The organism is Pseudophaeobacter sp. (assembly GCF_039971195.1).
GTDB lineage: Bacteria > Pseudomonadota > Alphaproteobacteria > Rhodobacterales > Rhodobacteraceae > Pseudophaeobacter.
Map to the genome: position 1 here is coordinate 1 of NZ_JBDWPJ010000063.1, position 23,686 is coordinate 23,686.

20 protein-coding genes are annotated in these 23,686 nt (G+C 57.7%); 16 read left to right on the plus strand and 4 right to left on the minus strand.

Annotated elements, in window-relative coordinates; all coding sequences use genetic code 11:
* The 14 genes from ABJP42_RS05475 to ABJP42_RS05540 form a co-directional block, all read left to right on the plus strand.
* The coding region (locus ABJP42_RS05475; protein WP_348339083.1) for a 5-bromo-4-chloroindolyl phosphate hydrolysis family protein at positions 1-823 on the plus strand (823 nt) is incomplete at its 5' end.
* Positions 824-843: 20 nt separating this feature from the next.
* Positions 844-2,034: a toxic anion resistance protein gene (locus ABJP42_RS05480; protein WP_348339085.1), complete on the plus strand. Its 1,191-nt coding sequence runs from the start codon at positions 844-846 to the stop codon at positions 2,032-2,034.
* Positions 2,035-2,994 carry a DUF2927 domain-containing protein gene (locus tag ABJP42_RS05485; protein WP_348339087.1) on the plus strand — a complete coding sequence of 320 codons (960 nt, stop codon included), beginning with the start codon at positions 2,035-2,037 and terminating at the stop codon, positions 2,992-2,994.
* Positions 2,995-3,051: 57 nt separating this feature from the next.
* Complete coding sequence (locus tag ABJP42_RS05490) at positions 3,052-4,239, plus strand: SPFH domain-containing protein (protein ID WP_348339089.1); 1,188 nt, start codon at positions 3,052-3,054, stop codon at positions 4,237-4,239.
* A 174-nt stretch (positions 4,240-4,413) separates the two neighbouring features.
* The gene (locus ABJP42_RS05495) at positions 4,414-5,553 is read left to right on the plus strand and encodes a TFIIB-type zinc ribbon-containing protein (RefSeq protein WP_348339091.1); all 1,140 of its coding nucleotides are present in this window, start codon (positions 4,414-4,416) and stop codon (positions 5,551-5,553) included.
* A gap of 61 nt (positions 5,554-5,614) precedes the next feature.
* Positions 5,615-6,316: a nitroreductase gene (locus ABJP42_RS05500; protein WP_348339093.1), complete on the plus strand. Its 702-nt coding sequence runs from the start codon at positions 5,615-5,617 to the stop codon at positions 6,314-6,316.
* A gap of 27 nt (positions 6,317-6,343) precedes the next feature.
* Complete coding sequence (dtd, locus tag ABJP42_RS05505; RefSeq protein ID WP_348339095.1) at positions 6,344-6,790, plus strand: D-aminoacyl-tRNA deacylase; 447 nt, start codon at positions 6,344-6,346, stop codon at positions 6,788-6,790.
* 423 nt (positions 6,791-7,213) lie between these two features.
* Positions 7,214-8,797: an ABC transporter substrate-binding protein gene (locus tag ABJP42_RS05510; protein WP_348339097.1), complete on the plus strand. Its 1,584-nt coding sequence runs from the start codon at positions 7,214-7,216 to the stop codon at positions 8,795-8,797.
* Between the two features lies 1 nt (position 8,798).
* Positions 8,799-9,758 (plus strand): ABC transporter permease, encoded by a 960-nt coding sequence (locus ABJP42_RS05515; RefSeq protein ID WP_348339099.1) that lies wholly within the window; start codon positions 8,799-8,801, stop codon positions 9,756-9,758.
* Positions 9,755-10,570 carry an ABC transporter permease gene (locus ABJP42_RS05520; protein ID WP_348339101.1) on the plus strand — a complete coding sequence of 272 codons (816 nt, stop codon included), beginning with the start codon at positions 9,755-9,757 and terminating at the stop codon, positions 10,568-10,570. The genes ABJP42_RS05515 and ABJP42_RS05520 overlap by 4 nt, the downstream gene beginning before the upstream one ends.
* Positions 10,567-12,204: an ABC transporter ATP-binding protein gene (locus ABJP42_RS05525; RefSeq protein ID WP_348339103.1), complete on the plus strand. Its 1,638-nt coding sequence runs from the start codon at positions 10,567-10,569 to the stop codon at positions 12,202-12,204. The genes ABJP42_RS05520 and ABJP42_RS05525 overlap by 4 nt, the downstream gene beginning before the upstream one ends.
* 140 nt (positions 12,205-12,344) lie before the next feature.
* The gene (locus ABJP42_RS05530; RefSeq protein ID WP_348339105.1) at positions 12,345-13,562 is read left to right on the plus strand and encodes a TsoY family (seleno)protein; all 1,218 of its coding nucleotides are present in this window, start codon (positions 12,345-12,347) and stop codon (positions 13,560-13,562) included.
* 131 nt (positions 13,563-13,693) lie between these two features.
* Entirely contained in the window at positions 13,694-14,530 is an 837-nt protein-coding gene (locus ABJP42_RS05535) for an alkaline phosphatase family protein (RefSeq protein WP_348339107.1), read from the plus strand.
* Positions 14,531-14,592: 62 nt separating this feature from the next.
* The gene (locus tag ABJP42_RS05540) at positions 14,593-15,171 is read left to right on the plus strand and encodes a DUF4453 domain-containing protein (protein ID WP_348339109.1); all 579 of its coding nucleotides are present in this window, start codon (positions 14,593-14,595) and stop codon (positions 15,169-15,171) included.
* Positions 15,172-15,194: 23 nt separating this feature from the next.
* On the opposite strand, the gene ABJP42_RS05545 is transcribed toward ABJP42_RS05540, so the two are convergent.
* The 3 genes from ABJP42_RS05545 to ABJP42_RS05555 all read right to left on the minus strand — a co-directional run bounded on the left by ABJP42_RS05545 (position 15,195) and on the right by ABJP42_RS05555 (position 20,140).
* Entirely contained in the window at positions 15,195-16,127 is a 933-nt protein-coding gene (locus ABJP42_RS05545; protein WP_348339111.1) for an alpha/beta hydrolase, read from the minus strand.
* A gap of 134 nt (positions 16,128-16,261) precedes the next feature.
* Positions 16,262-18,172: an acyl-CoA synthetase gene (locus tag ABJP42_RS05550; RefSeq protein WP_348339113.1), complete on the minus strand. Its 1,911-nt coding sequence runs from the start codon at positions 18,170-18,172 to the stop codon at positions 16,262-16,264.
* A 168-nt stretch (positions 18,173-18,340) separates the two neighbouring features.
* Positions 18,341-20,140, minus strand: a complete 1,800-nt coding sequence (locus ABJP42_RS05555; protein ID WP_348339115.1) for an ABC transporter transmembrane domain-containing protein — start codon at positions 20,138-20,140, stop codon at positions 18,341-18,343.
* A gap of 353 nt (positions 20,141-20,493) precedes the next feature.
* Here ABJP42_RS05555 and ABJP42_RS05560 point away from each other — a divergent pair, with 353 nt between their 5' ends.
* The gene (locus ABJP42_RS05560) at positions 20,494-20,826 is read left to right on the plus strand and encodes a PilZ domain-containing protein (RefSeq protein WP_348339117.1); all 333 of its coding nucleotides are present in this window, start codon (positions 20,494-20,496) and stop codon (positions 20,824-20,826) included.
* 74 nt (positions 20,827-20,900) lie between these two features.
* Here ABJP42_RS05560 and ABJP42_RS05565 read toward each other — a convergent pair whose 3' ends face one another.
* Positions 20,901-21,818 carry an MYG1 family protein gene (locus tag ABJP42_RS05565; RefSeq protein WP_348339119.1) on the minus strand — a complete coding sequence of 306 codons (918 nt, stop codon included), beginning with the start codon at positions 21,816-21,818 and terminating at the stop codon, positions 20,901-20,903.
* 1,243 nt (positions 21,819-23,061) lie between these two features.
* Here ABJP42_RS05565 and ABJP42_RS05570 point away from each other — a divergent pair.
* Positions 23,062-23,397: an integrase core domain-containing protein gene (locus ABJP42_RS05570; protein ID WP_490363189.1), complete on the plus strand. Its 336-nt coding sequence runs from the start codon at positions 23,062-23,064 to the stop codon at positions 23,395-23,397.
* Positions 23,398-23,686: the final 289 nt, after the last annotated feature.

Below are 23,686 nucleotides of genomic sequence, written 5' to 3' on the forward strand. Positions count from 1 at the left end.
AGCCATCCGCAACGCCACAGCCAATCCTGTTGGTCTGCGCTCAAACCTGATGTTTGTGCCCGCGGGGCTTTTGGTCCTGCTATCGGTCATTGATGGCGCGGCCGACATGGCGCTGGGGCTGGTAGCAGCCACGCTATGGACCGGTGGGGCCTATATGCTACGTGAAGGTCTGCGGGCCTCTGCCGCTTATGATGGCCGCCGGGTGGCGCGTAAGCCTGCCCTGCCCCGCAAGATCCTGGCCGCCGTTCTCATTGGCGCAGGGGCTGGGGTTGCCGCCTGGAAATCAGAACCCGGCCTGGTGACCTCTGCGATCTACGGGCTGGCCGCCTGTGGTCTGCATCTGGCAGCCTTTGGCCTCGACCCGCTCAAGGACAAGGGCACCGAAGGCATTGATGATTTTCAGCAAAACCGGGTTGCCCGCGCCGTTGAAGAGGCTGAATTCAGCCTGGACGCCATGACTGATGCGGCGATGCTCACCCGTGACCGAGAAGTCGAGGATCGGGTGGAGCAATTTCAAGCCGTCGCCCGCGAGCTGTTTCGCACCGTCGAAGAAGACCCACGCGATCTGACGGCTGCGCGCAAATACCTCACGGTCTATTTGCAGGGTGCCAAGGACGCGACGGTGAAATTTGCCGATATCTATAGCCGCAGCGGTGATGCCACAGCACGCTCTGATTATCTGGCCCTGCTGAGCGACCTGGAGAAGAACTTTGCTGCCCGTACCCGCAAGATGCTGGTGGAAGACCGCAGCGATCTGACTGTTGAAATCGATGTGCTGCGCGACCGTTTGCAGCGTGAAGGCGTCCATCTGGACCGCAGTTAACCTATTGCAAGGAATTTTAAATGTCTGAGACCATTCAAAAACAAGCCGCCGAAGCCGAAGCTCAGGTCATGGCCGTTGCGGCAAATACCCTGCCCGAGCCCGTTGCCGAGGTGCAGCCGCTGGAAGCAGCTTCCCCAGAGGTCAGCGCCGAAATCACCACCCGCATTGGTGAAATCGACATGGGCGACAGCAATTCGATCATCCGCTTTGGCTCTGGTGCCCAGGCGGAATTGCAGACCATCAGCCAGGCGATGCTGGCAGATGTACGCAACAAGGACGTAGGCCCGGCCGGCGACTCGCTGCGCGGCATCGTCACCACCATTCGCGGCTTCTCGGTCTCTGAACTGGATGTGCGCCGCAAGCCCACCTTCTGGGAGCGCCTGCTCGGCCGCGCCGCGCCCTTTGCCAAGTTCACCGCCCGATTTGAAACCATCCAGGGCCAGATCGACAAGATCACCGATGATCTGCTGGGACATGAGCACACCCTGCTGAAAGACATCAAATCGCTGGATCTGCTTTATGAAAAGACCCTGAACTTCTATGACGAGCTGGCGCTTTACATTGCTGCCGGTGAGGCCAAGCTGGCCGATCTGGACGCTAAGGACATTCCCGCGCTGGAAGCCACAGTGTCCGCAGCACCCGAGGACGAGCAGGTGATGCGTGCGCAAGAGCTGCGCGACCTGCGCGCCGCCCGCGATGATCTGGAGCGTCGGGTGCATGACCTCAAACTCACCCGGCAGGTCACCATGCAGTCGCTGCCCTCGATCCGCCTGGTGCAGGAAAACGACAAGAGCCTGGTCACCAAGATCAACTCGACCCTGGTCAACACCGTGCCCCTGTGGGAAACCCAGCTGGCCCAAGCCGTGACCATCCAGCGCTCGGCTGAGGCCGCCAAGGCGGTCAGCGCCGCTAATGATCTCACCAATGAGCTGCTGACCTCGAATGCCGCCAATCTGCGGCAAAGCAACAAGATGATCCGCGAAGAAATGGAACGTGGCGTCTTTGACATTGAAGCGGTGAAACAGGCCAATGCGGATCTGGTCGGCACCATTCAGGAAAGCCTGCAAATCGCAGACGAGGGCAAATCCCGTCGGGCTGCTGCCGAGGAGGAGCTGAAAAAGATGGAAGGCGAGTTGCGCGACACCTTGGCTGCGGCCAAGGCCCGCAAGGACGGCATTGGCGACAATGCCGGCACCGCAGTTCCCAGCTGAATGATGCGCCGGTCACCACAGACAGTGTTTCGGACCCTGCGGCCCTTGGTGTTGGCAAGCTTTGGGCTTGCTACGCTTGCCGCCTGTCTGCCCAATGGCCAGCGCACGTCTTTGGTGCCGGAACAACGCCCTGATGTTGTTCCGGCCGCCTATCAGCCCCCCTCGGTCGAAAGCGCCGAGCTGCGAAATTATTACAGGGTGTTGCAGCAGGATCTGCTGACGCGCGGGCTGTTGCGCACCGATGGCGGAGGACCAGAAACCCCCTATGATGCGGATGATCTGGCTGCCAATTTTGAGGAAATCGCCTTTTACAACGAATATGCTGGGCGCGGCGGCAGTGGCCTTACCGGTGGTCTCAGCCGCTGGTCAGGTCCGGTAAAACTGGTCGCAAATTTTGGCCCCTCGGTGCCGGCAAGTCAGCGGCAGCGGGATCAGGGCGTTTTAGAATCCTATGGCGCCCGCCTCGCACGGGTCACTGGCCATAGTATTTCAACCGCCCCCAAACGGGGCAATTTCCACGTGATTTTTGCTGGTGCGGACGACAAGGCCTATGTAGCAGAAAAGGTCCGTGACCTGCTGCCAAACCTGAGCGACAGCGACCTGCATCTCTTTGTGAATCCGCCACGCACCCATTATTGTTTTGTACTGGCTGGAGGACCACAGGGCGCACCTTTTGACTATATTCGCGGGGTGGCTCTCATCCGGGCCGAACATCCCGATCTGGTGCGCGACAGCTGCATTCACGAAGAGGTGGCTCAGGGGCTGGGCTTGTTGAATGACAGCCCGCGCGCGCGACCTTCGATCTTTAATGATGACGACGAGTTTGCTTTCTTGACCAGTCACGATGAGCAACTGCTAAAGATGCTCTATGATCCGAGGCTGCGCACGGGCATGAGCGCCGACGAGGCCCGACCAATCATTCGCATTCTTGCCCGCGAAGCCATGGGGCAGTCGTTGTAATCGCTGTGCCCTTCACCAATTTACTGAGTAAGAAGACTAGAGAAAAGGACCTTCAACATGGGAATATTTGACTTTCTCAAAGGCGAATTCATCGATGTCATTCACTGGACCGACGACAGCCGCGACACCATGGTCTGGCGGTTCGAGCGCGAAGCCCATGAGATCAAGTATGGCGCCAAGCTGACGGTGCGCGAAGGTCAGGCAGCGGTCTTTGTGCATGAAGGCCAGCTGGCGGATGTCTTTACCCCCGGTCTCTACATGCTAGAGACCAACAATATGCCGGTGATGACGACCTTGCAGCATTGGGATCACGGCTTCCAGTCGCCGTTCAAATCAGAGATCTATTTCGTCAACACCACCCGGTTCAACAATCTGAAATGGGGCACAAAGAACCCGATCATGTGTCGTGACCCCGAGTTTGGTCCGGTCCGCCTGCGTGCCTTTGGTAGCTATTCGGTGCGGGTGGTGGATGCCGCCCGTTTCCTCACCGAGATCGTTGGCACCGATGGTGAGTTCACCATGGATGAGATCTCGTTCCAGATCCGCAATATCATCGTGCAGGAGTTTTCCCGCGCAGTGGCCGGCTCTGGCATTCCGGTGCTGGATATGGCGGCCAATACCTCTGATCTGGGCAAGCTGGTCGGCGCTGAAATCGCGCCGACCCTTGCGGAATACGGGCTTTCAATCCCCGAACTGTATATCGAGAATATTTCGCTGCCACCTGCCGTGGAGCAGGCAATGGACAAGCGCACCCAGATGGGCATCGTAGGTGATCTGGGCCGCTACACTCAGTTTGCCGCGGCCGAGGCCATGGGGGCTGCGGCCTCAACTCCAAACAGCGGCATGGGCGCCGGCATAGGCATGGGGATGGGCATGGCCATGGCGCAGCAGATGGGTCAGCAGATGCAGCCCAATGCAGCAGGGCAGGCTCCTGGTCCCTGGGGCGCCGCCGCCGCGCCCGCTGCCGCCGCCAGCGCACCGCAAGTGGCTGCGCCGCAAGCCGCGCCCGTCGCGCCACCACCGCCCCCGGTGGAACATGTCTGGCATACGACAGAAAATGGCGCCACCTCTGGCCCCTATTCCAAGGCGCGGCTGGGCCGGATGGCTCAGGAAGGCGGCCTCACTCGCGACACCCTCGTCTGGACCCCAGGCCAAGACGGCTGGAAACGCGCGGGCGATGTCGATGAACTGGCGCAGCTTTTCACAATCCTGCCGCCGCCTCCACCGCCGCCACCTCCCGCCTAGCCGCTTTAGGCGTTGCAGATAAAGGGGAGCGCGCAGATTGCGCCCTCCTCCGCCAAGGCTGGGCCCTCGCAGGTTTCATCTGCACGAGAGCCAGGCCCCGAGCAAACAGGGGCGACACAGCACCTGCAAGCTGGTAGACCTAAGTCAATCCTGATCCCTTGTCTGGACAAAAGCGTGACCAATACCCCGCCTCCCGCCCCGCCCTCATCAAGCCAAAGGGTTGCTGATGCTCCTCTGGAGACCAATCGGTTTCCCTGCGCACAATGTGGCGCGGATTACCGGTTTGATCCAAAGGAAGGCAGCCTGACCTGCAGCCATTGTGGGCACAGCCAGCAGGTCAGTGAAAAGCCAGAACACAGCAGCACGCTGCGTGAGCTGGATTTCAAAGCAGCACTGTCACAGGACCTGCCCGAGGCAGAGATGGAAGTGACCCGCGTCACCTCTTGTCCCAATTGTGCCGCGCAGGTTGAATTTTCAAATGAGACCCATGCGCTGGAATGCCCCTTTTGTGCAACGCCGGTCGTGGCCGATACCGGAGAAAGCCGCCATATCAAACCCAAAGGCGTGGTACCCTTTGATCTGGAAGAACGTGCTGCCCATAAGGCGATGAATGATTGGCTTGGAAAATTATGGTTCGCACCCAACGGGTTGCAGGACTATGCCCGCAAAGGCCGGGCGATGGAGGGCATCTATGTGCCGTTTTGGACCTATGACGCCGACAGCCAAAGCCGCTACTCCGGTGCTCGGGGCACCATCTATTATGTTTCCGAAACTGTCACAGTGGACGGAAAGCAGCAAACCCGTCAGGTCGCCAAGACCCGCTGGACGCCGGTTTCTGGCCGGGTAAAACGGTTCTTTGATGATGTGCTGGTGCTGGCCTCCAAAAGCCTTCCCAAACGTTACACCGACGCGCTGGAGCCCTGGGACCTGTCAGCTCTAGCCCCCTATCAGCCGCAGTTCCTGGCCGGATTTCGTGCCGAGGCCTATGCGGTTGAATTGGAAGAGGGGTTCCACGAGGCCCGCGCCCATATGGACCGGGTGATCGAGCGCGATGTGCGGTTTGACATTGGCGGCGACCGCCAGCGTATTTCCAACATCGATACCGACCTCTCGGACATCACCTTCAAACATGTACTGCTGCCGGTATGGCTCGCGGCCTATAAGTATCGCGGCAAAAGCTACCGCTTTGTGGTCAATGGCCAAAGCGGCCGGGTACAGGGGGAACGGCCCTATTCCAGCTGGAAGATCGCCGGGGCCGTGGTGCTTGGTCTCGCCCTTCTGGCTGTCGCGGCCTATTTTGGCTCACAAAGCTAGGCCCTCCTAATTTGCCCCTTCCATGTTCCCTCTTTACCAGTAGGAAAGAGGGGATCTTTGCATGCCAGGACTTTTCGACATGACCACCACTCTGCCCACATTGCATGACCTGCAGGCGCTGTTTTCCGCCCGCCACAGCTGCCGCGCCTTTTTGCCAGACCCCCTGCCAAAGCCCTTGATCCAGGAGATCCTGAGTTGCGCGCAAAGAGTGCCCTCCTGGTGCAATGCCCAGCCCTGGAAACTGACCATCACCAGCGATGAGGAAACTGAACGCCTGCGCCAGGCCTTGATGGCAGCGGTCCAAAACGGTGGGCATAGCCCGGATCTCGCCTTCCCGACGGCCTATGAAGAGGAATACAAGACACGGCGGCGCGAATGCGGCCGGGCCCTTTACGAGGCTGTCGGCGTGAAAAAAGGCGATCGCGCGGCCTCTGCCCGCCAAATGATGGAGAACTTTTCACTCTTTGGCGCGCCACATTGTGCGGTACTGTCCACACCTGTGGCCCTGGGAGGCTACGGCGCCATGGATTGCGGAGGCTTTGTTGCGGGCTTTACCCTGGCCGCACAGGCCGCAGGAGTCGCGACGATCCCGCAGGCCGCAGTCGCCTCCTATGCGCCACTGCTGCACGAGCTACTGGACATTCCCCAAGATCGGCAAATCCTTTGTGCGATTTCCTTTGGATATGGTGATCCTGATCATCCGGCGAATGGCTTTCGCACCAGCCGGGCACCACTGCCTGAATTCACCGAGTTTCGCGACTAATTCAGCCCTCAAGGAAAGCCCAATCCCATGCGTGCAGTCATCCAACGAGTCTCCGAAGCCTCTGTCACGGTTGACCAGCAGGTCATAGGTGAAATTTCCACCGGGCTTTTGGTGTTGATCTGCGCCATGCAGGGAGACAATCAGGCCCAGGCCGATTATTTGGTCAAAAAGATCTCGAAACTGCGCATTTTTGCCGATAACGCGGGCAAAATGAACCGCTCAGTCATGGATATTGGTGGCGCGGTTCTGGTTGTTAGCCAGTTCACCCTTGCTGCCGAAACCCATCGTGGCAATCGCCCGGGATTCTCCACTGCAGCCGCACCAACCGAGGGCGAAACGCTCTACACCTATTTTGCCGACCAATTGGCAGCCCTCGACCTGCCCGTTCAGCGCGGGCGCTTTGGCGCCGATATGAAGGTCAGGCTGCTCAATGATGGGCCAATCACCATATGGATGGACAGCGCAGATCGCTGATCCAGAGCACTTTACTTTCAGCGCATTTCACTCCCGCTTCCGGCGATGTCGCGAATAGACCACGACCGGGATCACGGGCGTAAAACGACCATAGATTCTCTGTTGTTTTATGAAAATCCTTGCCCAGAACCGCCCCTGTGACCTCAAATCTCGCTGCGTCACGTCACAAAGGGCAAAAACTTCTCGCTTAGGAAAAATAGGGGCAAAAAGCCGGTTTACCTCACAAATGCGGCATGACACCTATAGAAGGCGACACCAATCAGATTTCGAGACTTTCCAGAAGTTTCGTCAAAGCAAGGGTGTCGTTTTTAAAGCTTGCGAGGTTGCGGCAAATGCGCAAACCTTGGTGCATCATACAAAAATAAGCCGCCGAGATCGCAGACCGTGATTGCAAGCTGCAGGAACTAAAACTGGGAGACATCGATGAACGATCACCTTCATTATCTGGCGCGCCATGCCGTGGCCGGCAAACTGAGCCGCCGTGATTTCATGGCCAAAGCCGCCGCACTGGGCTTTAGCGCCGCAGCCGCGGGCACCCTGCTGACAACCGAGGCACGCGCCGCTGGTCCACAAAAAGGTGGCACCATCCGCATGGGGCTTCAGGGCGGCAGCACCACCGACAGCCTGGATCCGGCGCTGTCCACCAACCAGGTCACTCTGATGATGATCCGCCTCTGGGGCGAGCCTCTGGTTGAGCTGAACGACGATGGCGGCCTGGACGGCAAAGTGGCTGAAAGCTACGAGGCCTCTGCCGATGCCAAGGTCTGGACCTTCAAGATCCGCAAGGGCATCACCTTCTCCAACGGCCAGGCCGTGACGGCAGAAGATGTCGCCAAGACACTTGAGCGTCACTCTGGCGAAGACACCAAATCCGGTGCCCTTGGCATCATGCGTGGCATCAAGAATGTTTCTGCCAATGGTGACAGTGTTGCTATCGAGCTGGAAACGCCAAACGCTGACCTTCCCTATCTGATGGCGGACTATCACCTGGTGATCCAGCCCGGCGGCGGCATGGATGATCCAGCAGCGGCCATCGGCACCGGCCCCTATATCATCAAAGATGCCGATATGGGTGTGCGGATCGTGGCAGAAAAGAACCCCAACTACTGGGGTGACATCGGCCATGCCGAGACCATCGAACTGATCGTCATCAATGACAACACCGCCCGTGTTGCCGCGCTGCAGTCCGGCCAGGTTGACATGATTGACCGGGTTCCCCCACGTACGGCCAAACTGGTCGACCGTGCCCCAAACATCAATGTGCATTCCACGTCCGGCCCTGGCCACTATGTGTTCATCATGCATGCCAACACCGCACCCTTTGACAACAAAGACGTACGGATGGCCCTGAAATACGGCATCAACCGTCAGGAAATGGTCGACAAGGTTCTGAACGGCTATGGCTCGATTGGTAACGACAGCCCGATCAACTCTTCTTACCCAATGTTCACCGCGGTTGAGCAGCGTGAGTTTGACCCGGACAAGGCGATGCACCACCTGAAGGCCTCTGGCCACGAAGGTGAAATCCTGCTGCGCACCTCGGATAACTCCTTCCCTGGCGCACCGGATGCCTCGGCCCTGTTCCAGCAGTCCTGTGCCTCTGCCGGCATCAACCTGAACGTCAAGCGCGAGCCAAACGACGGCTACTGGTCCGAGGTCTGGAACAAACAGCCCTTCTGCACCAGTTACTGGGGTGGTCGTCCAACTCAGGATCAGATGTATACCACAGCCTATCTGTCCTCTGCTGACTGGAACGACACCCGTTTCAACAACGAGCAGTTCGACCAGCTGCTGCTGGCAGCCCGCGCCGAGCTGGACACCGCCAAGCGGACACAGATGTATGCGGACATGGGCGAAATTCAGCGCGATGAGGGCGGGTTGATCTGCCCAATGTTCAACGATTTTGTTGATGCAACATCGGATCGTCTGGATGGCTGGGTAGAGAACGCCAAAGGCTTTGCTCTGATGAACAGCTACTCGCCCCTCAAAATGTGGGTGAAGGCATAAGATGCCTCTTATAATCAAACTGTTGGCCCAACGCATCGCGTTGGGCCTCCTACTGTTGTTCCTCGTCTCGGGCCTGATTTTTGCGGGTACAATCATCCTTCCTGGTGATGTGGCGCAATCTATCCTGGGGCAATCCGCAACCCCTGAAGCGCTGGCAAACCTGCGCGCAGAGCTGGGTGTGAATGAACCCGCCCTGCAACGTTATTTTTCTTGGCTGGGCGGTCTCCTGCAAGGAGATCTAGGCACTGCTCTGACCTCGGGACGGGATATCGGCGAAAGCATCGCCCAACGGCTGTCCAACACCCTGTTCCTGGCATTTTGGTCCGCAATCGTCGCTGTGCCACTGGCTATTTTCCTGGGCCTTCTGGCGGTGCGGTTCATCAACCGCTGGCCCGACAAATTGGTCTCTGCCGTCACGCTCACCTCGATCTCGATCCCTGAGTTCTTGATCGGCTATGTGCTGATGTTTTATTTTGGCGTAAAACTGGGCTGGTTCTATCCAACGGCAACCGCCTTTATTCATGACGGTCCTCTTTTGGACAAGCTGGAAGCCATTGCGCTGCCTGCCGCCACTCTGACCTTGGTGGTTCTGGCGCATATGATGCGCATGACACGCGCCGCGATCCTCAATGTGATGCAGTCAGCCTATATCGAAACTGCGGAACTCAAAGGTCTGAATGGTTTTCAGGTGATCTTTCGCCATGCCTTTCCCAACGCGGTTGCCCCCATCGTGAACGTCGTGATGCTGAACCTTGCCTATCTGGTGGTGGGCGTCGTCGTTGTCGAAGTGGTGTTTGTCTACCCTGGCATGGGCCAGTACCTTGTAGACAGCGTTGCCAAACGTGACGTGCCCGTCGTACAGGCCTGCGGCATCATTTTTGCTGCCGTCTATATCGGCATGAACATGATCGCCGACATTGTCTCGATCCTGTCCAACCCAAGACTGAGGCACCCAAAATGAGAATTCCCCTTGCAGCAGCCATTGGGCTATTTTTTACCACGCTCTACTTTCTGGCGGCGATCTTCGCCCCCTTTATCGCGCCCTATCACTATGCCGAGGTCGTCAGTTCCGGGTTCTGGGATCCCCCCAGCTCCGAATTCCTGCTCGGCACTGATGGCATTGGCCGGGATCTGCTGTCCCGGATGATTTACGGCGGGCGCACAACGATCTTTGTGGCGACAGCCGCAACCATCCTGTCCTTTACCACCGGCTCCGTGCTTGGGTTTCTCGCTGCTGTCGCAGGCGGTTGGGTCGACCAGCTTTTGTCGCGGGCTGTGGACTTGCTGATGTCCATTCCATCGCTGATTTTTGCGCTGGTCGTGCTCTCTGTGATGCCCGTGACCCTACCGGTTCTGATCCTGCTGATGGGCCTGTTGGACTCCACCCGTGTGTTCCGCCTGTCGCGGGCTGTCGCTGTCGACATTGAGGTAATGGACTACGTCGAAGCGGCGCGGTTGCGCGGCGAGAAGACTGCTTGGATCATTTTCCGTGAGATCCTGCCCAATGCCCTGTCTCCGCTGGTGGCAGAAATGGGGCTGCGGTTTATCTTTATGGTGCTTTTTGTCTCCACTTTGTCGTTCCTCGGGCTTGGCATCCAGCCACCTCAGGCTGACTGGGGCGGCATCGTAAAAGAAAACGCCGAAGGAATTGTCTACGGCATTCCGGCGGCCTTGATGCCCGCCTATGCCATCGCCACCCTGGCCATCTCGGTCAATCTGGTGGCGGATTGGATCCTGAACCGGACCACATCGCTGAAAGGAGGCCGCGGATGAGCGAACCTTTGCTAAAAGTACGCGGGCTGAAAATCGGCGCGACGGTCTATCCTCCGGGTGAAAAACCCCATGACATCGACATCGTACATGGGGTGGATTTTGACGTCCAAAAGGGCAAGGTGCTGGGCCTCATCGGGGAATCCGGTGCTGGTAAATCCACCATCGGTCTTGCCTCCATGGCCTATGGCCGGGGCGGTGTAAAAATCACCGGTGGTGAAGTCTGGGTCAATGGGCGCGACATCATGCAGTCCGGCATTGGCGATATCCGCAAGCTGCGCGGTGGTGAGGTCACTTACGTCTCGCAATCCGCTGCCGCCTCTTTCAACCCGGCCAAAAAGATCATTGATCAGGTGGTTGAAGCCGCTGTCGAACAGAAGAAGTTCAGCCGTAAAGAAGCGGAAGATCGCGCGCGGGTGTTGTTTGACAAGCTCGGCCTGCCGGACCCTGACAACATTGGCGATCGCTTCCCGCACCAGGTTTCGGGTGGCCAGCTGCAGCGCTGTATGACGGCGCTTGCGCTTTGCCCTGAGCCTGATCTGGTGGTCTTTGACGAGCCGACAACGGCTTTGGATGTGACCACCCAGATCGACGTCTTGATGGCCATCAAAGAAGCCATCCGGGAGACCGGCGTTGCTGCGCTCTATATCACCCATGATTTGGCTGTTGTGGCTCAGGTCAGCGATGACATCATGGTGCTGCGTCACGGCAATATGGTTGAATACGGGCCCGTTGATCAGATCATCAATAACCCGCACGAAGAGTACACGCAGGCGCTTGTCTCGGTGCGCTCCATCGAGCACGAGGAAAAGGCCCCTAGCGGTGATCCTGTGCTGAGCGTGCGCAATATCACGGCGCGCTACAAGGGCACTCAGTTTGATGTCTTGCACAATGTGAATGTTGATCTCTACCCCGGCCAGACCCTGGCTGTGGTGGGCGAATCCGGCTCGGGCAAATCCACCCTCGCCCGCGTCATCACCGGTCTGTTGCCACCGCGTGAAGGTGAGATCGAATTTGCCGGGCGCACCCTATCGCCTGATCTGGCGGGGCGCTCGCGTGAGGATCTGCGCGAGTTGCAGATGATCTACCAGATGGCAGATGTGGCGATGAACCCGCGCCAGACCGTGGGCACCATCATTGGTCGCCCGCTGGAGTTCTATTTCGACATGAAGGGCGAGGAGAAGCGCAAGCGGATCATCGAGCTTTTGGATGAAATCGAACTGGGCGAAGAGTTCATTGATCGCTACCCGGCGGAACTGTCCGGCGGACAAAAGCAGCGTGTCTGCATCGCCCGGTCCCTGGCGGCTAAGCCGAAGATGATTATCTGCGACGAGGTCACCTCGGCGCTGGATCCGCTGGTGGCCGATGGCATCCTCAAGCTGCTGTTGGAACTGCAAAAGATCGAAGATGTTGCCTTCCTCTTTATCACCCATGATCTGGCGACCGTCCGGGCGATCTCTGACTCGATCGCAGTGATGTATCAGGGCAAGGTGCAGCGTTATGGGGGGAAGAACCAGGTCCTGAGCCCACCCTTTGATGACTATACAGATCTTTTGCTCAGCTCGGTGCCAGAGATGCGTCTGGGCTGGCTGGAAGAGGTCATTGCCAACCGGAAAATGGAGAGCGCTGGCAACTAGTCTCCCGCCATTCCGATCAAAACCTGAACAGGCCCGTGCTTCTTGCGCGGGCCTGCGTCGTTATGCGCCTATACATTCCTTTTTTGGCATGCACTTATATTCCATAACTGGAATACTAATGCCATGTTAGGAATAGACCGATGCCCAAACCGCACTCCGCTGCTGAACAGAACTACTCCCCGCTCTACTTTCTTGCCTCCCTGGGCGCAGGCGGGCTCGCCGTTACCTTTTTTATGTATCTGATGTTTTGGGTGCCGCACCCCGGCCAGCCCGTGCCGGTGTTCGAAGACCTGATAGCGGTGCTGCAAAATGGCAGCACGCCGCTAAAAGCCGCCGTTGTCATCGCGATTGCAGGCATCGCGGTCTTTGTTTTCTTGAACGTCAAACTGCTGCTGTGGAACTTTGCAACCCTAAGCCGATTCAAAAAAACCGATGCCTATAGGACACTGCGCCAAACCAATGGCGAAACCACCCTGCTGGCTGGTCCCTTGGCGACAGCAATGACCATCAATGGCGGCTTTATTGTCGGCCTGGTCTTTGTGCCGCAACTCTGGAGCGTCGTGGAATACCTCTTCCCGGCGGCTATGGTGGCTTTTGTGCTGGTGGGCATCTGGGCTTTTCGCCTGATCGGCCACTTTCTGGGCCGGGTTCTGGCCGAAGGTGGTGCCTTTGACATGACGGCGCATAACTCCTTTGCACAGCTTTTGCCGGCCTTTGCCTTGTCGATGGTGGCCGTCGGCCTGTCCGCCCCTGCAGCCATGAGCGGCAATACAGTGGTGGTTGGCACCTCCCTGGTGCTGTCGACCTTCTTTGGCATCACAGCCATGCTCTATGCCACTTATGCTTCGGTGACAGCGTTTTCCGCGATGCTGATGCACGGCACCGCCCGCGAAGCGGGCCCGACGCTGATGGTGATTGTCCCCCTGCTGACCGTCCTGGGCATCATGATGTTGCGCCAGAACCACGGGCTGCACGCCGCCTTTGACGTGCACGGCGCCCCGGCTGAAACCCTGATGCTGCTGGCGCGGATCCTCACTGTGCAAATCGTCTTTTTGCTGCTTGGCACCCTGGTGATGCTGCGCCAGAATTACTTTGGCGATTTTGTCTTTGGCAGCAAGCTCTCTCCCGGCTCCTACGCGCTGGTCTGCCCGGGTGTTGCGCTTTCGGTGATGCTGCATTTCTTCATCAACAAAGGCCTGACAGGTGCACATGTCATCGACAAGTTCAGCCTCGCCTACTGGGTGCTCATCGCCGTTGCGCTGGCCAGCCAATGGGCCATGATCGCGCTAGTGCTGCGACTCAATCAGCAGCATTTCAAGGCCGACCCGAGCCACACCGCAGCTGTTCCAGCGGAGTAACTCCAGCCTTACCCCAGGAAATGGCTCAAAAACGACGGGCGGCTGTGATGCCGTCCGTTTTTTGAATGGAAATTCAAGTTATACCCGTAATGATGAGGTCAAACAGCCCCGTGGAACAAAGGATTCGGGTCATGGACAACAAACTGCTTCTCATCATTCTGGACGGGGTGCCCTACCGCAACTTCCGCCGCTTGTTTGGCAATCTTGAAGGATGGGTCGACAGCGGAGATGCACGCGTCTGGAAGCTGCGCGCGGTGCTGCCTTCGATCTCGGCCAGTTGCTATGCCTCGATCCACACTGGTGTCGCCCCGGCAGAACACGGCTGCACCGGCAATGGCAATGTCTTCAAGCTGGGCCACAAGGATGTGTTTAGTCAGGTCCGCGAAGGCGGCGGCATCACGGGCGCCGTGGCCCATAGTTTCTGGTCGCAGTTCTTCAACCGCCATCCTTTCGACTACGTCCGCGACATCGAATATGATGAGCCCGAGAGCAAAACCATCAACCACGGCCGCTTCCACACCATGACTGGCTATGGAAATGCCAACCAGATGACACCGTCGGATGTGGATCTCTTTGGCACCCTGACCAACCTTTGCCTACGCTTTGGTCTGAACTACGGCATGCTACACACCTGCACCCTGGACAGTATGGGGCATCGGTTCTTTCATGACTGTCAAGAGATGGACCACGCCTGTTTTGTCATGGATGAGATGCTGGCGCCCTTTGTCAGCCAATGGCGCAAACTGGGCTACGAGGTGATCGTCACCGCCGATCACGGCCAGGATGAACGCGGCCACCACGGCGGGCGCGGCGCTCTGCAACAGGAAACGGCGCTCTACTACTTTGGCGACGCCGAAGGCCCAGCCGCAGAGGATGTGATTGATCAACGGCAGCTGGCTCCCACCATCCTCAGCCGACTTGGCGCCCCCATTGCCGAGACCATGAAGGCGGAACCCTTCTTGAAATAGCGCTCCCCTTTGCGACCCTCTGTGATAATCTCAGGGGGTCGTTATTTTTCAGGACTTCTTTCATGCGTTCCTTTTCCCTCGCAGCCCTTTCCCTTGTCACTACCGCCATCCTTGCCCCGTCATTGGCCTTGGCGGATGAGTTCTGCGAAGACCTTTGGTTCACTCGCAACGCGATTATGGATCGGGCAGGATATTGCTTTGGCTCCAAACTGGGGCAAGCGATTTTTGACAACTCAGATTGCCTTGGTAAAACGGTTTCCTTATCCGCGGAAGACCAAGAGATGGTGGCGGAGCTGCAGGCCTTGGAGCGCGAAGGCGACTGCCGGGTTGATACCTCCAAAGGCAGCCTATCTTTGCCCGATCTTGCGCAACGCCAGGCGCTCTGGCACTTGCCCCTGCGCGATATCTCTGAGAGCGCCTGCCTCGGCTGGCGGGGAAAATCGGTTGGCCTGCACGCAGGGCCCGGCAAGGACACACCGGTGATCGGAAAAATTACTCCCGGCGACACCATTGGCTACAGCTACCTGCCGCAGGGGGATTGGGACTACGTGCAGGTCTTTGACAGCAATTGGGTCTTCAAATCAGCCGGCTGGACCGATCTGCATGTCTCGCCCCAGACCTGCAGCGATATCGCCGGATAGGCCTGGCCATTTTCGGGCGGATATCAGTCGTAGGGCCAGATCCCCTGCCCCAGCGCCTCGACCGCGGCTGAAATCCGTTCAAAACTGTCCCGCGCCCGACCAACTGAATGGCGCGCGCGTAGATAGCCATGCACCAGACCGGATTCGTTGATCCAATGTGCTTTTCCGCCTGCGGCGTTCAACCGCTCACAATAGTCCCGGCTGTCGTCGCGCACCGGATCACAATCAGCGGAGACCAACACAGTAGGCGGCAACCCGGTAAAATCCGTGTCCTGCAAGGGCGCATAGCTCGGGTCTGGTCCGTCGGAGCCACCGGGTCGACGTACATCCATGTAGAACAGGATCTCATCACGGGTAAGCATCGGCGCCTGAGCATGTTCCAGATAAGAGCCCGCATTCAGATCACCGCCAAAGGCACCATAGACCAGGACCTGTCCCAACAGACGCGCGGACTTATCCGCATCGGCCCGTGTCGCATGAGCCAGCGCAGCACAAAGATTGGCACCGGCACTGTCGCCCATCAGCACCACGCCCTCAGGATAGCTGGAAAGCACCCAATCCAGGACCTGCCTGGCGTCTTCAAACATCGCCGGGTGCTGGTATTCGGGCGCCAAGCGGTAATCCACCGCAACCACCCGGTAGCCCGTCTGGGCGCAGATCTCGGCGCAGACATCATCGTGGCTTTCCAGCCCGCCAACAACAAAGCCACCGCCATGACAAAACAGCACCGTTCGCGTTGGATCCCCCGCAGCGTACATCCGCACCGGCACATCGCCCACCAGACGATCTTCGCTACTGACCAGATCCGGACGCGGCGCCAGAAATTCCCGCGCCATTTCATTGTAAAGCGCCCGTTGCTCGTCGATGCTCTGCTCTACCGCATCCTCCGGATAGCACTCCCCGGTCTTGCGGATGAAGGCCCAGGTCTCTTCGTCGATCAGCCGTTCGTAATCCATTCCTCGTCCTTCATCCCCCATTATCTGCGGGCCAGCCTAGGCCAGAGTGGACAGGCTTGGGAATGGTGAAATCGCAAAAAAGACGCGCCCGAATAGAGCGCGTCCCGTGATAGGTTTCGATCTAGGGGTGCGAGTCACCCTGTTGCGGCAGTTTCCACCTGCAGATGCTCCCAGGGACGGATGAACCCGCCCAGAACGGCTGAGATATCTTCATCACTGGCCCCATTGGCAGCGATCTGCGCCACAAGGCCCCGCTTTTTGTCGTCCAAAACAGCCTCGACCCGCGCCGGAGAGGTCGCCTTGAGCAGCGCCTCGTTGTAGATGCGGGTGATCGCATGCTTGCGCAGGTCCGGCTTAAACACCTTGCCCACGGCGGTTTTTGGCAGCTCGTCCAGCACCGTGAGGTGTTTGGGAATGGCGGCGCGTTCATGCACGTGGATCTTACAGTATTCCAGCAGCTCATCCGCAGTGGCGGTTGCACCTTCAACCAGTTCGACAAAGGCACAGGGCAGTTCACCCGAGTGAGCGTCTGGCTGGCCAATGGCACCAGCAAAGGCGACTGCCTCGTGCCCCAGCAGGGCCTCTTCAATCTCGGCGGGGTCAATATTGTGCCCCCCCCGAATGATCAGATCCTTGGCACGGCCTGTGATCCAGAGGTAGCTGTCGGCATCAAACCGACCCAGATCACCGGTGCGCAGATACTCATCCTTGTAGTAGAGATCGACGTTTTTCTCTGCTTCGGTATAGGTGTTGCCCGCATAGACGCCGGGGTTAGAAATGCAGATCTCGCCGATTTCTTCGGTACCGCATTCAACCAACCCATCCGCAGTACCCTTGACGATTTTCACATCCGTATAGGGAAAGGTCAGACCAATCGAGCCAATCTTCTTTTCGCCATCCACCGGGTTACAAGAGACCAGACAGGTGGCCTCTGTCAGCCCGTAGCCTTCGATAATCTTGATGCCGGTTGCTTTTTCAAACCGGTGAAACAGTTCAACAGGCAAAGGCGCAGAACCGGAAAAGGCTGTTTTCACAGTCGAAATATCCGCATCAACCGGGCGCTGCATTTTGGCAGAGATCGCCGTGGGCACGGTAATAATAAAAGAGATCTTCCAGCGTTCGATCAGCTTCCAGAAGTTGTCAAAGACACCATCGCCCCGATAGCCCTGCGGTGTTGGGAAGACCACATGCGCCCCAGAGGCAATCGAGGCCATCATGATCACATGGCAGGCAAAGACGTGGAACAGCGGCAGCGGACACATGATGTTGTCCTCTTCGGTGAACAACAAGGTGCTACCGAGCCAGCCATTGTAGATCAGGCCTGAGTATTTGTGCTGTGCAACCTTAGGCATGCCGGTGGTGCCACCGGTGTGGAAATAACAGGCCACGCGATCTGTGGTGCTATCAGCAAAGCTCAGCGTGGTGGGCTGTTTGCGCATCTCACGGCGGAAGGATTTGTAATCCGCATGGGCGAGTTTATCTTTGTTTTCCAGCTTGGGGCGCACCAGTGGCACGATCCAGGATTTTGGCGGTGTCAGATAGCGGTTCAGGTCCACCTCGAGCACCGTATTCACCCCAGGGGCGTGGCGCACAGCTTCCGCCACTTTCTGTGCCACATCGGTTTTGGGGAAAGGCTTCAGCGTCACCACGACCTTGGCCTTGGTCTCGCGCAGGATCGACGCGATCTGTTCGGGCTCCAGCAGCGGATTGATCGGATTGACGATCCCGGCCACGGCGCCGGCCAACATGGTGACAAGCGTCTCGTTACAGTTGGGCAGCACATAGGCCACCACATCCTTTTCGCCAATGCCCAATTCACGGAACATATTGGCCGCTTGGGTCACCTGATCCTTGAGCTCGCTCCAGGTCAGGGTCTCTGCCTTGTCAGTCGGCCCAGAAAAGATCTGATAGCTTACGGCATTGTTATTGGGAAACTTGCCCGTCGTGCGTGACAGCAGCTGGTACAGGGTAACGGGATTATCCCGCTCCTCCCAGCTCGCTTCCTTCTCCATTGCGATGCAGTCTTCTATCGTGGCAAATGCCATTACTTTCCTCCCCTGACCCCGGCAAGTACCGGGATTTTCCTCTTCGGCCCTAATTTGAGGGCAAAAGCCGGATCGTGCAAGCGAATGGGCAAGATCACGTCAAGGCAACGCAGCATTCTGACGTCGCGAAACATGCGACCTGACCTGTCAAACCGCTTGCCTTTGGAGCTATTCGGCGGCCAGCCCATCCGTGAACTGCAACCGCGCCAACCGGGCATAGAGCCCATCTTCGGCCACAAGCGCGTCATGGGTGCCGGTGGCGACCACCCGGCCCTCTTCCATCACAACGATGCGATCGGCCTTTTTCACCGTAGCCAGACGATGCGCCACAATCAAAGTGGTGCGACTCTGGCTCAGCTCATCCACCGCTGCCTGCACCAGACGTTCGCTTTCCGCATCCAGCGCCGAGGTGGCCTCGTCCAGCAACAACACAGGCGCGTCACGCAAAATGGCCCGGGCAATGGCAATCCGCTGCTTTTGCCCCCCTGACAGCATCACCCCGCGCTCGCCTACAAAGCTGTCATAGCCTTCGGGCAGTTTCGAGATGAACTCATGCGCCGCTGCTGCCGCTGCGGCTGCTTCGACCTCCGCATCAGTGGCATCAGGGCGACCAAAGCGAATGTTCTCCCGTGCCGAGGCAGCAAAGATCACCGGGTCTTGTGGCACCATGGCGATATGCTGGCGGAAATCATCGCGCTGCAGGTCAGGCAAAGCCAGCCCATCCAGGCGGATCGCGCCTTGATCCGGGTCGTAAAAGCGCTGGATCATTTGAATGATTGTGGTCTTACCCGCCCCGGAAGGGCCAACAAAAGCAACGGTTTCGCCGGGCTTCACCAATAGATCAACGCCGTCCAAAGCCTGAACACCAGGCCGGGCGGGATAGGCAAAAGACACCCCATCAAAGGTGATTTCGCCTTTTACCGGGCTTGGCAAGGTCTTGGCCGCTTGCGGGTCCTTGACGGTATCACTGGCATTGAGCAGCTCCACCAACCGTTCAGTAGCCCCTGCGGCGCGTTGTAGCTCGCTCCAGATCTCAGACAGGGCAGCAACAGACCCTGCGACCAATACTGCATAGATCACAAACTGGATCAGAGTTCCTTCGCTCATCAATCCCGCACGCACGTCATTGGCGCCCATCCAGAGCACGCCCACAATGCCAGAGAACACCAGAAAAATTACGATCACAGTCAGATAGGCGCGCGTCTGGATCCGGTTAAGCGAGACATCAAAAGCGGTTTCAGTCATCTGGGAGAACTGATCCCGGCTGGCGCTTTCATGGGTAAAGGCCTGTACCGTTTGTACCGCACCAAGGGCTTCACCGGCATTGCCGGACGAGGCTGCAATCCAATCCTGATTTTCACGGCTGATCCCGCGAAGACGTCGCCCCAAGACAAGAATAGGAACGATGACCGCCGGCACAATCAGCAAAACCAATCCGGTCAGCTTTGCCGAGGTCAGCAGCATCAACACCATGCCACCCATAAAAATCAGCAGGTTACGCAGGGCAATTGACACAGAAGAGCCCAGAACAGACTGAATAAGCGTGGTATCTGTGGTGATCCGGCTCAGCACTTCGCCGGTCATGATTTTTTCAAAAAACGCCGGGCTCATACCAATGACTCGGTCAAACACCGCCTTGCGAATGTCCGCGACAACCCGCTCCCCCAGCCGGGTGACCAGCGCATAGCGCAGACCTGTGCCTGCTGCCAAAAGCGCAGCAATGACCAAGGCCGCAACAAAATACTGATTGAGCAAGGCGCTTTCGGAGATCCGGAAATTATCCACCACCCGGCGCACTGCCAGGGGCAGGGTCAATGAAAGGCCGGCCGTCAGAACCAGCGCGCAGGTGGCAGCAAACATCAGCAGCCGGTAGGGCCGCATGAAAGGCCAAAGAGCCCCCAGAACACTAATTTCACGAGAGCTCTCGCGTTCGTCTTCCGTTGTCGGAGCTGCCTGATTTCGCGCCATGCCGGATCCTTTTGACAGTTACCTCAACTCGGGCTTTGTGCCCTGAGGTCCAAACAGGTTCATGGCCGCGCCAGCCCCGCAGGTCAAGCACTTGGAGGGCACTAACCCAACTGATTGCTTCCCCAGGGCGCGCCTCGGGCAAAAAGACGCAGGCCCAACCCGGGGTTTGCAAGCCGCCACTCAATCAAGAGCAGGCCAAAAAGAAGGCTAAAAATTCTGAGCCTTCACGGTAGTAGAAGGAGCCGGCTCCAACCACCCGCAGGGGTGGCAAATTGAATAGTTATTCAAGTTCAATTAACTACTGGGCGATATAGATGTGGAGTAACAGGTTTCGCAACAAGTGAGAGCGGCAAATGACAACAGATAACCCCTACTCTCGAGAGGTTGTAGATACAGAGTCCCGACTGGCGCTTAAGCTTCCCTGCACGATATCGCTGACTGAAGGCGCCATAGAGGGTGAGACCTTCAACATCAGCTACAGCGGCATTGCCATTGAGCTGGCCCCAGAGGACGACAATTTTGACCCCAACGCGGTGAAATCCATCACCGTTCCCGACATCGGCGAGTTCGAGGTCGCAGTGCGCTGGAAAAAGGGGCTGAAAGTCGGGCTCAGGTTCCTGACCAAAAGAAGCTCCCGGCCGGTTCTGGACGCCTATTTTGAAAAGATTGACAGTTACCCCTTCTAGCGATCAGGTAACCTCTGCTCCGGATGGCCATCAACCTTGATTGTGGAGCTAGGCTGCTCCGGGCGGAAGGCCCGTCACAGGCAAGCTTTCACCGCAATTTCCGCCATTTGCAAAATGGCCTCGCGCGAGTCTGCAACGGCAATAAAGCGGGCGTTGTGGCAGAATTTCGCGCCTTTTACGCCACTCGCCTCTTCCAGCGCCGCATCTGTCAGCCCAGCCCAAGCGGCCGGTAGATCTGCACGTTGTTCAAAGGTGTCATTCGACAGTTTGATTCCATTCAACGTCCAGTCGTCGCCGCGTGGATTGACCACAAACAACATGTGATCCGCTTCTGCCTTTTCCAGCGCCGACCGGTACGGCATTCCCATTGGCAGTTCCAAGATTGGTGATGTTCCCGCCTTTTCAATCGCTTCGAGCACGAGGTTCTGTGCTCGTGCCTTGGCACTCAGCCCCTTTACAGTGGCCTCCACAAAGCTTCGGGCGATGACAAGCGCCGCACCAAAGGCATCATCGTCGGCAGTTGGCGAGGGGTCATCAAACACCGGCTTCAAGCTCCCCAGCAGGGAAGGAAGCGTCAGGATCGCCAAAGGCCCGGCCACCGAGGGTTCCATGGCCCCGTTGTCGAGGAGGTCAATCGGCAGTACAAACTTGCTGTCAAAAGCCGCGTGGATGGCATCGACATCGCCTTCAGGCACATCCATGGCAGCCAGATAGTCCCGACCATACTGCGCCCAGATCAACCCAAAAGAGCTGAACGGCTGGCCATCTTCACGCAAGGGGCCAGGACGCTGGTGATGATCAAAAATCTGTTCTTCGGTGCTATAGCTCCCGCCTACATCATAAATGATTTTATGGGCCGCTGGCTTCAGAGCCTCCCGGTCACGGGTGCGACGCAGTTCGGCCTCAGGGTAAAGCCGGGTGAGTACCACAGAAGACAGCAGCTCATCCGCATGAAAACCGCCAGAATGGGTAACAAGAAGGGTGATGGTCATGTCGGCTCCAAGATCGCAGCAAGTACAAAGGGTGGCGCAGAGATCCTGCCCAGCGCCCTCTTTTCAGCGCAGGGGCGTTAGATCAACCCATTTGTTTGAAACGAAGCCAATCCAACACAGCCGGCCTTACTCAAAAGCCAATGGATCAAGCAGCGTCTGGTCCACGTCAGAGCGCAGCAAATGGTAGCCTATCCCTGCGCTCCCTTGGAAAACCCAGGCATTCCAACTGCCGGAGGTCAGCCAAACCCAAATCTCCCACTTTCAGCACGGATCTAAAACGGCCCAAGGCAGGTTTAGAAACCTCGTTGAAATCCTTTTTTACAAACCCCTTCGGCGCACTGCAAATCCGCGTCCTGTGCTGCCTTACCATGACACAAATCATCCAAGGCCAGGTCACTATGGATCTTCAGCACTGTGATCAGCGCTGTGCTCCAATGCTCCAACCTCCCGGGTCGTCGGATCAGACAGGTCCTCCCGAACGGCAATTCAATGCCCGACCCGACCTGAGTTCCAGCTGAAGTCACCTTCTTGGCCGTCTTGCTGGGCAAAACTGAGCCGCCGACGGCCAAGGTCCAACCGCCTGACGTTCCCAAAAGGTCAAGCCAGGCGTAACAGCGCGGTGGCGATCCACACACTTCCGACTGAACCTATGTCCCAACCGTGATTTTCTGCGGGTTCCCCCCTGCACCACGCGACCGCGTAGGGTCAGTGTTCCCCTCTGTCATCAGTACCGCTTCTGCTGGCCTTGACCGGAGCAGTCTCCAGAATGGTCCATAGGAAGAAAGGCAAAAACACTTCCGATCGGCAGCAGCTACGCAGCCCAGCCCGGCTCAAGGGGTGAACCACGGCCAACATCGCCTTCAACTGTTCAGGCGACCGCGCCCTTTTTTTGAACGCAGACCTTCTCGCCCTATCCGTTGGCATACCAAGACTACAACACCTTGGAACGTCTGGGCTTCCAAACTCCTGGCTCATCAGGTCAGTGTAAGCGTTGCGGCCTTACAATATGTCTAGCTGACCCCCAGCGAAGAATACGCCCCACTTTTTTCATGGAGACAGGACAGATATCCCACTGGAAGTTTTCTGCGAAAATCACATCCGCACGTCTGGCCAACAGAGCCAATTGCGGGCTTTCGTGTGACCTTCCCAAATGCAGGCGACCAAACAGGTCTTGACCTATACCAAGCTTGGAAAAAGTAGACGGGGTTCAAGGCGACCAACAGGATCGTAAAGAGAAAACATCATGTGCGTTAAGTCCTGGAGCGGGCGGCTGAAGTGGCCCAGAAAATCGGACAGTCGCCTATCTGCAGAGGAAGAGGAAGATTGGGCGTATCAGCGCGGCGTGGTGCTAGACGTTTCCCGTCCAGGAGAACCAACAGACAACACCTTCAGCGAGAATTTTAACGGCAAGTTTCATGCAGAATACCTGAACGCGCACTGGTTCACTAGCCTTTACAGTGCCCAGTCAAAAATGGAGAAGTGGAGTAGAGACTTCAACGTAGTCCGTCCTCACTGCGCCATCTGGAACAACCTACCGATCCTGCTGATGAATGGCTCAGAGGAGCGAAAAGCACTCTGAGCCACCCCGGTAAATCTTTAGCCGGGGGGGGCAAACGAGGGTAGCAGCTCTACCAACCCTTGGCCAATTTTTTTAAGCTCCCACCCAATTGGGGCTGCTCGGCACATACGCTGAATAAAAGTATGAGTTTCTTTTCACCACTCGGAGTGGCTTTGTTGCACAAATCGGGGTCTGAGCGTTCTTCCCCTTTCCCCGGACGGATTTATCCTAGGGGCCCTGTGACGGGTATGCCAAGAACTGTGTAACGGTTTAGCACGGCGATGCGGATTTGGATCTCCGCGACCTGCCG

What these genes read in the sequence shown, in the direction of transcription:
- ABJP42_RS05555 (WP_348339115.1), bottom strand. Translation starts at nt 20,140, where the DNA reads ATGGCGCGAAATCAGGCAGCTCCGACAACGGAAGACGAACGCGAGAGC.
- ABJP42_RS05535 (WP_348339107.1), top strand. Translation starts at nt 13,694, where the DNA reads ATGGACAACAAACTGCTTCTCATCATTCTGGACGGGGTGCCCTACCGC.
- ABJP42_RS05485 (WP_348339087.1), top strand. Translation starts at nt 2,035, where the DNA reads ATGATGCGCCGGTCACCACAGACAGTGTTTCGGACCCTGCGGCCCTTG.
- ABJP42_RS05500 (WP_348339093.1), top strand. Translation starts at nt 5,615, where the DNA reads ATGCCAGGACTTTTCGACATGACCACCACTCTGCCCACATTGCATGAC.
- ABJP42_RS05545 (WP_348339111.1), bottom strand. Translation starts at nt 16,127, where the DNA reads ATGGATTACGAACGGCTGATCGACGAAGAGACCTGGGCCTTCATCCGC.
- ABJP42_RS05565 (WP_348339119.1), bottom strand. Translation starts at nt 21,818, where the DNA reads ATGACCATCACCCTTCTTGTTACCCATTCTGGCGGTTTTCATGCGGAT.
- ABJP42_RS05550 (WP_348339113.1), bottom strand. Translation starts at nt 18,172, where the DNA reads ATGGCATTTGCCACGATAGAAGACTGCATCGCAATGGAGAAGGAAGCG.
- ABJP42_RS05560 (WP_348339117.1), top strand. Translation starts at nt 20,494, where the DNA reads ATGACAACAGATAACCCCTACTCTCGAGAGGTTGTAGATACAGAGTCC.
- ABJP42_RS05480 (WP_348339085.1), top strand. Translation starts at nt 844, where the DNA reads ATGTCTGAGACCATTCAAAAACAAGCCGCCGAAGCCGAAGCTCAGGTC.
- ABJP42_RS05510 (WP_348339097.1), top strand. Translation starts at nt 7,214, where the DNA reads ATGAACGATCACCTTCATTATCTGGCGCGCCATGCCGTGGCCGGCAAA.
- ABJP42_RS05520 (WP_348339101.1), top strand. Translation starts at nt 9,755, where the DNA reads ATGAGAATTCCCCTTGCAGCAGCCATTGGGCTATTTTTTACCACGCTC.
- ABJP42_RS05490 (WP_348339089.1), top strand. Translation starts at nt 3,052, where the DNA reads ATGGGAATATTTGACTTTCTCAAAGGCGAATTCATCGATGTCATTCAC.
- ABJP42_RS05515 (WP_348339099.1), top strand. Translation starts at nt 8,799, where the DNA reads ATGCCTCTTATAATCAAACTGTTGGCCCAACGCATCGCGTTGGGCCTC.
- dtd (WP_348339095.1), top strand. Translation starts at nt 6,344, where the DNA reads ATGCGTGCAGTCATCCAACGAGTCTCCGAAGCCTCTGTCACGGTTGAC.
- ABJP42_RS05525 (WP_348339103.1), top strand. Translation starts at nt 10,567, where the DNA reads ATGAGCGAACCTTTGCTAAAAGTACGCGGGCTGAAAATCGGCGCGACG.
- ABJP42_RS05540 (WP_348339109.1), top strand. Translation starts at nt 14,593, where the DNA reads ATGCGTTCCTTTTCCCTCGCAGCCCTTTCCCTTGTCACTACCGCCATC.
- ABJP42_RS05570 (WP_490363189.1), top strand. Translation starts at nt 23,062, where the DNA reads ATGTGCGTTAAGTCCTGGAGCGGGCGGCTGAAGTGGCCCAGAAAATCG.
- ABJP42_RS05530 (WP_348339105.1), top strand. Translation starts at nt 12,345, where the DNA reads ATGCCCAAACCGCACTCCGCTGCTGAACAGAACTACTCCCCGCTCTAC.